Raw genomic sequence first — 9,116 nt, forward strand, 5'->3', positions numbered from 1 at the left:
ATGACCGAGATCAGATCACCGCGCGGTACGGCGTACACGGCGCAGGGTTGGCCGCAGGAGGCCGCCAAGCGGATGTTGATGAACAACCTCGACCCGGATGTGGCCGAACGGCCGCAGGATCTGGTGGTGTACGGCGGGACCGGCCGCGCCGCCCGGGACTGGCCGTCGTTCCACGCGATGGTGCGGGAACTGGACGCGCTGAAGGGTGACGAGACGCTGCTGGTGCAGTCCGGCAAACCGGTCGGGGTGCTGCGCACGCACGAGTGGGCGCCGCGGGTGCTGATCGCGAACTCGAACCTGGTCGGCGACTGGGCGACCTGGCCGGAGTTCCGTCGCCTGGAGCAGCTGGGCCTGACCATGTACGGCCAGATGACCGCCGGCTCGTGGATCTACATCGGCACCCAGGGCATCCTGCAGGGCACCTACGAGACGTTCGCCGCGGTGGCCGCCAAGCGGTTCGGCGGCGACCTGGCCGGAACCCTGACGCTGACCGGCGGCTGTGGCGGCATGGGCGGGGCGCAGCCACTGTCGGTGACCATGAACGGCGGGGTCTGCCTGATCGTCGACGTGGACCGGACCCGGCTGCAGCGGCGGGTCGACACCCGCTACCTGGACGTGATCGCCGACAGCCTGGACGAGGCGGTCGAGGTGGCGCTGACCGCGAAGCGCGAGCGCCGGGCACTGAGCGTCGGTGTGGTCGGCAACGCGGCGCTGGTCTTCCCGGAGCTGCTGGTCCGCGGCGTCGAGATCGACATCGTCACCGACCAGACCAGCGCCCACGACCCGCTGAGCTACCTGCCGGTCGGTGTCGAGCTGGCGGACTCGGCGGAACTCGCCCGGACCAAGCCGGAGGAGTACACCGACCGGGCCCGGGCCAGCATGGCCAAGCAGGTCGCGGCGATGGTCGGGTTCATGGACGCCGGGGCCGAGGTGTTCGACTACGGCAACTCGATCCGGGGCGAGGCCCAGTTGGCGGGCTACCAGCGGGCGTTCGACTTCCCGGGGTTCGTTCCGGCGTACATCAGGCCGCTCTTCGCCGAAGGCAAAGGTCCGTTCCGGTGGGCCGCGCTCTCCGGCGACCCGGCCGACATCGCCGCCACCGACCGCGCCGTCCTCGACCTGTTCCCGGACAACGACCCGCTCGCGCGGTGGATCCGGCTGGCCGGGGAGCGGGTGGCGTTCCAGGGGCTGCCGGCCCGGATCTGCTGGCTCGGGTACGGCGAGCGGGACAAGGCCGGGGTCCGGTTCAACGACATGGTGGCGCGGGGCGAGGTGTCCGCGCCGCTGGTGATCGGCCGGGACCACCTGGACTCCGGGTCGGTGGCGTCGCCGTACCGGGAGACCGAGGCGATGCTCGACGGCTCCGACGCGATCGCCGACTGGCCGCTGCTGAACGCGCTGGTGAACACCGCGTCCGGAGCGAGCTGGGTGTCGATCCACCACGGCGGCGGGGTCGGTATCGGCCGCAGCATCCACGCCGGTCAGGTGTGTGTGGCCGACGGGACGGCGCTGGCCGGGCAGAAGATCGAGCGGGTGCTGACCAACGACCCGGCGATGGGCGTGCTGCGGCACGTGGACGCCGGGTACGAGTCGCAGGCCGCCGACGGCGTGCAGATTCCGATGCCGCGATGAGTTCCTTCGCCAAGCTCTGGGCCGAGATCGCGCCGATCGGGCGGGCCGGCAGCGGTGGGTATCTGCGGTTCGCGCTGACCGAGCCGGAGCTGACGTTGCGGGACTGGTTCCGCGCGCAGGCGAGCACGAGGGACATGACGGTCACCGAGGACGGGAACGGGAACCTGTTCGCGTGGCGGGGTGAGCCGTGGGCGCCCGGGACCGTGCTGACCGGGTCGCACTTCGACTCGGTGCCGCACGGCGGCGGTTACGACGGTCCACTGGGAATCGTCAGCGCATTCCTGGCCATCGACAAAACTCCGCATGACCGAAAAATCGGCATCGCGGCATTTGTCGAGGAGGAGGGCGGCCGGTTCGGCGTACCGTGCCTGGGATCGAGGCTCTTGACCGGGGCCATGGATCCCGAGAAGGCAGCCGCCTTGACCGACCGCGACGGCATCTCGTTCGGTGAGGCGCTCGGAAAGCAGCCAAAGGGACAGATAGCCGAACTGGCCAACATCAAAGCGGTCGTCGAACTCCACATCGAGCAGGGCATCGCGCTGCAGACCCCGGTGGGTGTGGCCAGCGCGATCTGGCCGCACGGCCGCTGGCGGATGGACTTCCAGGGCGTCGGTGATCACGCCGGCACCACCCGGATGACCGACCGCCGCGACCCGATGCTGACCTTCGCCTTCACCGTGCTGGCCGCGAACAAGGAGGCCCGGCTCTCCGGGGCGCACGCCACCGTCGGCCGGGTGCAGGTCGAGCCGAACGCGACGAACGCCATCCCGTCGCTGGTCCGCGGCTGGCTGGACGCGCGCGCCGCGGACACCGCCACCCTGGACAAACTGGTCGACGAGGTGGTCCGCAAGGCGACCGAGCGGGCCGGCCGGGACGGCACCACGCTGGCGGTGACGCCGGAGTCGGTGACGGCCGAGGTGGCGTTCGACGTGCCGCTCGCCGAACGGTTGAGCCGGGTGCTCGGTGACGCGCCGATCCTGCCGACCGGGGCCGGGCACGACGCCGGGGTGCTGTCCGGGCACGTGCCGACGGCGATGCTGTTCGTCCGCAACCCGACCGGGGTGTCGCACTCCCCCGCCGAGCACGCCTCCGACGCCGACTGCGAGGCCGGCGTGGAAGCGCTGGCCACCGTGTTGACGGATCTCTCATGAGGACGGTCTTCCACGCCCGGCACGCCTGGATCGGCGCCGATGTCGCCACCGACGTCCGGATCGAGATCGAGAACGGGCTGTTCACCGCGGTCACCCCGGACTCGCCCGCCGACGGGGAGAGCCTGCCCGGCCTGGTGCTGCCCGGCCTGGCCAACGCGCATTCGCACGCCTTCCACCGGGCCTTGCGGGGGCGTACGCACAGTGGCCGGGGAAGTTTCTGGACGTGGCGGCAGCAGATGTACGAGGTGGCGGCCGGTCTCGACCCGGATCGCTATCTGGCGCTGGCCCGGGCCGTGTACGCCGAGATGGCCCTGGCCGGGGTGACGTGTGTGGGCGAGTTCCACTACCTGCACCACGCACCGGGCGGGGTTCGGTACGCCGACCCGAACGCGATGGGCGCCGCGCTGATCCAGGCCGCCGACGAGGCGGGCATCCGGATCACCCTGCTGGACACGCTGTACCTGACCGCCGGGGTGGACGGAACGCCCTTGGCCGGCGTGCAGCTGCGGTTCGGTGACGACAACGCGGAGGCCTGGGCGGCACGGGTCGCGGAGATCACCGCGGCGCCGCACGCCAGGATCGGTGCGGCCATTCATTCGGTACGCGCGGTTCCGGCCGATCAGCTGTCGATGCTGGCCGGGCGGGGGCCGTTGCACGTGCACCTGTCCGAACAGCGCGCCGAGAACGAGCAGTGCCGGGCCGTGCACGGGTGCACGCCCACCGAACTGCTGGACCGGCACGGCATCCTCGGGCCGGGCACCACCGCCGTGCACGCCACCCATCTCACCGACGGTGACGTGAAACTGCTCGGCGACAGTCGTACCGGCGTGTGCTTCTGCCCGACCACCGAACGCGACCTGGCCGACGGCATCGGCCCGGCCGCCGGGCTGGCCGCCGCCGGATCGCCGATCGGTCTGGGCAGCGACAGTCACGCGGTGATCGACCCGTTCGAGGAGATCCGCGGGCTGGAGATGAACGAGCGGCTGGCCAGCGAGAGCCGTGGGCACTTCCCGGCCGCCGCGCTGGTCGCGGCGGCGGCCAACCATCAGAGCCTGGGCTGGGACGACGCGGGCGGTATCGCGCCCGGGTTGCGGGCCGATCTGGTCGCGGTCTCCCTTGCGTCGGTACGCACCACCGGATCCCGCCCCGATCAGGCGATCTTCGCGGCCACCGGTGCCGACGTCACGCACGTGATCTCGGGCGGACGGCGGATCGTCGCCGACGGGCGGCACACCCTGGTCGACGTACCGGCAGAACTGGCGAAGGTTCTCGCATGAGCATCGTGATCACCAATATCGGCGAGCTGGTGACCAATCCCGGTCACGGGCGGGACCGGCTCGGCATCGTGTACGACGCCGCTCTGGTCGTCGAGGACGGGACGGTCGCCTGGGTCGGTGCTTCGGCACAGGCTCCGGACGCCGACGAGCGGATCGACGCCGAGGGCGCCGCGGTGCTGCCCGGATTTGTCGACAGCCACGCGCACCTGGTGTTCGCCGGGGACCGGGCGGCCGAGTTCGGGGCCCGGATGGCCGGTGAGCCGTACACCGGCGGCGGCATCCGGACCACCGTCGCCGCCACCCGCGAGGCCGGCGACGACCAGCTGCGACGGGCCACCGGGCGGCTGGTCACCGAGATGCGGCGGCAGGGCACCACCACGATCGAGATCAAGAGTGGGTACGGGCTGGACGTCGAGCACGAGGCCCGGTCACTGCGGATCGCCGCCGAGTTCACCACCGAGACCACGTTCCTCGGGGCGCACGTGGTGCCCGCCGAATACCGAGACGATCCGTGGAAGTACGTGGCGCTGGTCAGCGGGCCGATGCTGAACGCGGCCCGGCCGTACGCCAAATGGATCGATGTCTTCTGTGATCGTGGGGCCTTCGACGAGGACCAGGCCCGGACCGTGCTGGCGGCCGGGAAGGACGCCGGGCTCGGACTGCGGCTGCACGGCAACCAGCTCGGCCCCGGACCGGGTGTCCGGCTGGCCGTCGAAATGGGCGCCGCCAGCGTCGACCACTGCACCCACCTGACCGACGCCGACGTGGACGCGCTGGCCTCCACGGTGTTCGACTGCATGTGCGGCGACGGCGGCTGGAGCAGCACGGTGGCGACGCTGCTGCCGGGGGCCGAGTTCTCCACCCGCTCGCCCTATCCGGACGCGCGGCGGCTGCTCGACGCGGGTGTCACCGTCGCGCTGGCCACCGACTGCAACCCGGGTTCGTCGTACACCTCGTCGATGTCCTTCTGCATCGCCCTCGCCGTCCGGGAGATGCGGATGACCCCGGCCGAAGCGGTGTGGGCGGCGACCGCGGGTGGCGCGCGGGCCCTGCGCCGCGACGACGTCGGCCGGCTCTCGGTGGGCGCCCGCGCCGACCTGATGATCCTGGACGCCCCCTCCTACCTGCATCTGGCCTACCGGCCCGGTGTTCCCCTGATCCGAACCGTTCTGCACGACGGAGTGCCGCAATGATCGTCACCGTTCAGCCCACCGGGGTCACCCCGGCCGATGTCCTCGCCGTGGCCCGCGCCGACGCCCGGGTCGAGATCTCCCCCGCCGCCGTGGAGGCGATGGCCGTCAGCCGGGCCATCGTCGACGGCATCGAAGCATCGGGCCGGCCCGTCTACGGCGTGTCCACCGGTTTCGGCGCGCTCGCCAACACGTCGATCGAGCCGGAGCGCCGCGCCGAACTGCAGCACGCGCTGATCCGCTCGCACGCCGCCGGGATCGGGGCACCGATGCCGCGCGAGGTGGTCCGGGCGATGATGCTACTGCGGGTCCGGTCGCTGGCGCTGGGCCGCTCCGGGGTCCGGCCGGTGCTCGCCCAGGGCCTGGTCGACCTGCTCAACCACGACGTCACGCCGTGGGTGCCGGAACACGGCTCGCTCGGCGCGTCGGGTGACCTGGCCCCGCTGGCGCACTGTGCGATCGTGCTGCTCGGTGAGGGCTGGGTGCTCGCCAAGGACGGTTCCCGGATCGCCGGGGCCGAGGCGCTGCGGGCCGCCGGGCTGCAGCCGCTGGACCTGGCCGCCAAGGAGGGGCTGGCGCTGATCAACGGCACCGACGGCATGCTCGGCATGCTGCTGCTGGCCATCGACGACGCCGCCCACCTGTTCACCATGGCCGACGTGACCGCCGCCCTGGCGATCGAGGCGATGCTCGGCACCGACCGGCCGTTCCAGCCCGAGCTGCACACCATCCGGCCGCACCCGGGCCAGGCGGTGTCCGCGGCGAACATCCACCGGCTGCTGCAGGACTCGGCCATCATGGACTCGCACCGGGACGACCTGGCACACGCGGTGCAGGACGCGTACTCGATGCGCTGTGCCCCGCAGGTGGCCGGTGCGGCCCGGGACACCCTGGACTTCGCCCGGCTGCTGGCCTCCCGGGAGCTGGTGTCGGTGGTGGACAACCCGGTGGTGCTGCCGGACGGCCGGGTCGAGTCGACGGGCAACTTCCACGGGGCGCCGCTCGGGTTCGCCGCCGACTTCCTGGCCATCGCCGCCGCCGAGATCGGCGCCATCTCGGAACGCCGTGTCGACCGGCTGCTCGACGTCACCCGCAACCGGGAGCTGCCGCCGTTCCTGTCGCCTGACGCCGGGGTCAACTCCGGGCTGATGATCGCCCAGTACACCGCGGCCGGGATCGTCGCGGAGAACCGGCGGCTCGCCTCCCCCGCCTCGGTGGACTCGCTGCCCACCAGCGGCATGCAGGAGGACCACGTGTCGATGGGCTGGGCCGCCACCAAGAAACTACGGACCGTCCTGGACAACCTGACCAGCCTGCTCGCCGTCGAGCTGCTGTCCGCGGTCCGCGGCCTCCAGCTGCGGGAACCGCTCACCCCGTCACCGGCCGGGCAGGCCGCGGTGGCCGCGCTCACGCCGTTCGCCGGAACACCCGGCCCGGACCTGTTCCTGGCCCCGGTGCTGGAACAGACCCGGGCCGTCGTCTCCGGCCGCGAGCTGCGCTCGGCCATCGAAGGGTCAACCGGTCCGCTGAACTAAGGCCGGCCGGACCGCGACCACCGATGTCACCGTCAACAGGCCGCCGGCGACTATCGCCGCGCGGGGGCCGACCAGGGCTCCGGCCGTACCGTGCAGCAGGTTCGCCAATTGGGGGCCGCCGTACAACACCACGGTCAGGACGCCCTGGATCCGGCCGCGCATCTCGTCGTCGACGTGCGCCTGGGTGATCGCGTTGCGGTGTGTGCTCAGCACGAAGTTGACCGCGCCACCGACCACCAGCGCGAGCAGCGCCAGCGCGGGAATGCTCGCCAGGCCCAGCAGCACCACCGCGACGCCCCAGGCGATCGCCGCCCCGGCCATCATCCGGCCGGGGTGTGCGGTTCCGGTGAAGACCCCGCCGAAGAACCCCGCCAGGAACACGCCTGCCGGGTACGCCGCGTAGAACAGCCCGAGCAGCAGCCCGCCACCGGCCGGGTCACCGAAGTGCCGGGCCAGTTCCGGGAAGAGCGCGATCGGCATGCCGAACACCATCGCGGCCAGATCGACCGCCAGCACCGCGAGCACCAGACGACTGACCCGCACCCGTTGCGCGGGCCGATCCGTTCGTCGTTCCGGGTACAGCGGCGGCAACCGGAACACCGCCCACAGCACCGCGGTCAGGGCGACGGCGTCGAACAGGTACAGGTTCGCGACGCCGGTCAGCGGCAGCAGCAGCCCCGCCAGGACCGGGCCCAGGATCGAACCGCCGTACCGGACCAGCGAGTTCAGGCCGTTCGCGGCCGCCAGCAACTCGGACGGCACCAGCCGGGGCAGCACCGCCCCGGTCGCGGTGGAGATCACCCCGAAGGCCAACCCCTGGAACAACACCAGCACCAGCAGGTACGGCAACGCACCGCCGAACGCCGCCTGTGCCCACAGACCGGTGCACGTGGCGGCCAGGACACTCTGCCCGGCCAGCAGAACCCGGCGCCGGTCGTGCCGGTCGGCCAGTACACCACCGCCGAGCGCCCCGGCGGTCAAGCCCGCAAACGTGAGCACCGCCGCCCCGCCGACCGCCGCGGACGTGCCGGTCGCGGTGTACAGCTGGGCCGGGACCGCGACCACACTGAACGAGCCGCCGATCGCCGTCACCAGCGACGCCGTCCACCAGCGGCGGAACGCGGGAACGGCGAGCGGGCGACGGTCGGCCAGCACCCTCACGCGGGCACCACGTCAGCGACGACAGCTGCCACGTTGTCGTCGGCCCCCGCCGCGTACGCCCGGGTGATCAGTTGATCGAGGGTTTTCTGCGGGTCGTCGCCGGCGGCCAGCACCTCCCGCAGCGTCTCCACCGGCACCGTCGTGGTCAGGCCGTCCGTGCAGAGCAGGTAGCGGTCCCCCGCCACCGCCTCGTGCAACGACAGGTCGGGGGCGGCCTCCCCGTTCCCGGTCAAGGCTTTGACCAGCAACGACCGTTGCGGATGTGCATCCGCTTCGGCCTCGGTGAGCCGCCCCTGCTCCACCAGCGATCGCACGTAGGTGTGGTCGACGGTGATCTGGCTCAGTTCCCCGTCCCGCAGCCGGTAGGCCCGGGTGTCGCCGATGTGAGCCAGGGCCAGCCTCGACCCCGACCAGTACAGGGCGGTCAGTGTGGTGGCCGTGTCACCATCCAACTCCCCCACCGCCTGCTGTGCGTCCCGGACCGCCTCGGCCAGCGCCCCCAGCAGGTCGTCGGCCGGCACCGCCGCCAACGGTTTCAACGCGTCGACGGCGGCCGCGCTGGCCCGTTCCCCACCCGGCCCGCGCATCCCGTCGGCGACCGCGATCAGCCGCGGCCCGGCGTAGGCGGTGTCCTCGTTGCTCTCCCGCACCGATCCCGTCTCGGACCGAGCCGCATACCGGATTCCCAGCGTTCCCATCGCGCTTCCCCTCCCGGAGAGTTGGTCGACGAGGAAGGCGGCCAGGCGGCCACGCTCGGCAGTCTCCGCGAGCACCCGGTCCCAATAGGCGCCGATCGCCACCGCGGCCTCTTCTCCGGGCAGCTCACCCACCTGCCGGATGTCCGCCAGCGGCATCCCGAGCCGCCGGAGCCAGACGATCAGCCGAGCCTTCTCCAACTGTTCCGGGTGATAGAACCGGTATCCCGACTCGCCATCGACCGCGGCCGGTGGCAGCAGCCCGAGTTCGTCGTACAGCCGCAGGGCTTTCGGCGACAGCCGTGCCATCCGGGCGAACGCCCCGATCGTCATCAGCTCCGCCATCGCACCTCCTCGTTGCGGCCACTCTGGGCCTTCCCCCTGGGGAAAGGTCAACCCGCCCGCTCCTCGGCCGCGGAACAGGTCAACCCGCCCGCTCCTCGGCCGCGGAACAGGTCAACCCGCCCGCTCCTCG

7 protein-coding genes are annotated in these 9,116 nt (G+C 72.0%); 5 read left to right on the forward strand and 2 right to left on the reverse strand.

All coding sequences use genetic code 11. The features are described 5' to 3' along the window. From hutU to hutH, 5 genes are read left to right on the forward strand one after another with little or no spacing between them, the layout of a single operon-like run. On the forward strand, window positions 1-1,632 hold the full coding sequence (gene hutU / locus Aco03nite_RS20840) for a urocanate hydratase (protein ID WP_203797057.1): 1,632 nt from the start codon (window positions 1-3) through the stop codon (window positions 1,630-1,632). Then, window positions 1,629-2,783, forward strand: coding sequence for an allantoate amidohydrolase (locus Aco03nite_RS20845; protein ID WP_203797058.1), 1,155 nt, complete (start codon window positions 1,629-1,631; stop codon window positions 2,781-2,783). The genes hutU and Aco03nite_RS20845 overlap by 4 nt, the downstream gene beginning before the upstream one ends. Then, on the forward strand, window positions 2,780-4,060 hold the full coding sequence (locus Aco03nite_RS20850) for a formimidoylglutamate deiminase (RefSeq protein WP_203797059.1): 1,281 nt from the start codon (window positions 2,780-2,782) through the stop codon (window positions 4,058-4,060). Before Aco03nite_RS20845 ends, Aco03nite_RS20850 begins: the two co-directional genes overlap by 4 nt. Further along, entirely contained in the window at window positions 4,057-5,253 is a 1,197-nt protein-coding gene (hutI, locus tag Aco03nite_RS20855; RefSeq protein ID WP_203797060.1) for an imidazolonepropionase, read from the forward strand. The genes Aco03nite_RS20850 and hutI overlap by 4 nt, the downstream gene beginning before the upstream one ends. Continuing rightward, a complete protein-coding gene (gene hutH / locus Aco03nite_RS20860; RefSeq protein WP_203797061.1) occupies window positions 5,250-6,785 on the forward strand; it encodes a histidine ammonia-lyase in 1,536 nt (511 codons plus the stop codon). The genes hutI and hutH overlap by 4 nt, the downstream gene beginning before the upstream one ends. Here the strand turns inward: hutH and Aco03nite_RS20865 are convergent. Further along, window positions 6,765-7,946: an MFS transporter gene (locus tag Aco03nite_RS20865; RefSeq protein ID WP_203797062.1), complete on the reverse strand. Its 1,182-nt coding sequence runs from the start codon at window positions 7,944-7,946 to the stop codon at window positions 6,765-6,767. The two genes, hutH and Aco03nite_RS20865, sit on opposite strands and share 21 nt — an antisense overlap. Then, on the reverse strand, window positions 7,943-8,986 hold the full coding sequence (locus Aco03nite_RS20870) for a MerR family transcriptional regulator (protein WP_203797063.1): 1,044 nt from the start codon (window positions 8,984-8,986) through the stop codon (window positions 7,943-7,945). Before Aco03nite_RS20870 ends, Aco03nite_RS20865 begins: the two co-directional genes overlap by 4 nt. Window positions 8,987-9,116 lie beyond the last annotated feature (130 nt).

The organism is Actinoplanes couchii (assembly GCF_016862075.1).
Classification (GTDB): Bacteria; Actinomycetota; Actinomycetes; order Mycobacteriales; family Micromonosporaceae; genus Actinoplanes; species Actinoplanes couchii.

What these genes read in the sequence shown, in the direction of transcription:
- Aco03nite_RS20870 (WP_203797063.1), bottom strand. Translation starts at nt 8,986, where the DNA reads ATGGCGGAGCTGATGACGATCGGGGCGTTCGCCCGGATGGCACGGCTG.
- Aco03nite_RS20845 (WP_203797058.1), top strand. Translation starts at nt 1,629, where the DNA reads ATGAGTTCCTTCGCCAAGCTCTGGGCCGAGATCGCGCCGATCGGGCGG.
- hutH (WP_203797061.1), top strand. Translation starts at nt 5,250, where the DNA reads ATGATCGTCACCGTTCAGCCCACCGGGGTCACCCCGGCCGATGTCCTC.
- Aco03nite_RS20850 (WP_203797059.1), top strand. Translation starts at nt 2,780, where the DNA reads ATGAGGACGGTCTTCCACGCCCGGCACGCCTGGATCGGCGCCGATGTC.
- hutI (WP_203797060.1), top strand. Translation starts at nt 4,057, where the DNA reads ATGAGCATCGTGATCACCAATATCGGCGAGCTGGTGACCAATCCCGGT.
- hutU (WP_203797057.1), top strand. Translation starts at nt 1, where the DNA reads ATGACCGAGATCAGATCACCGCGCGGTACGGCGTACACGGCGCAGGGT.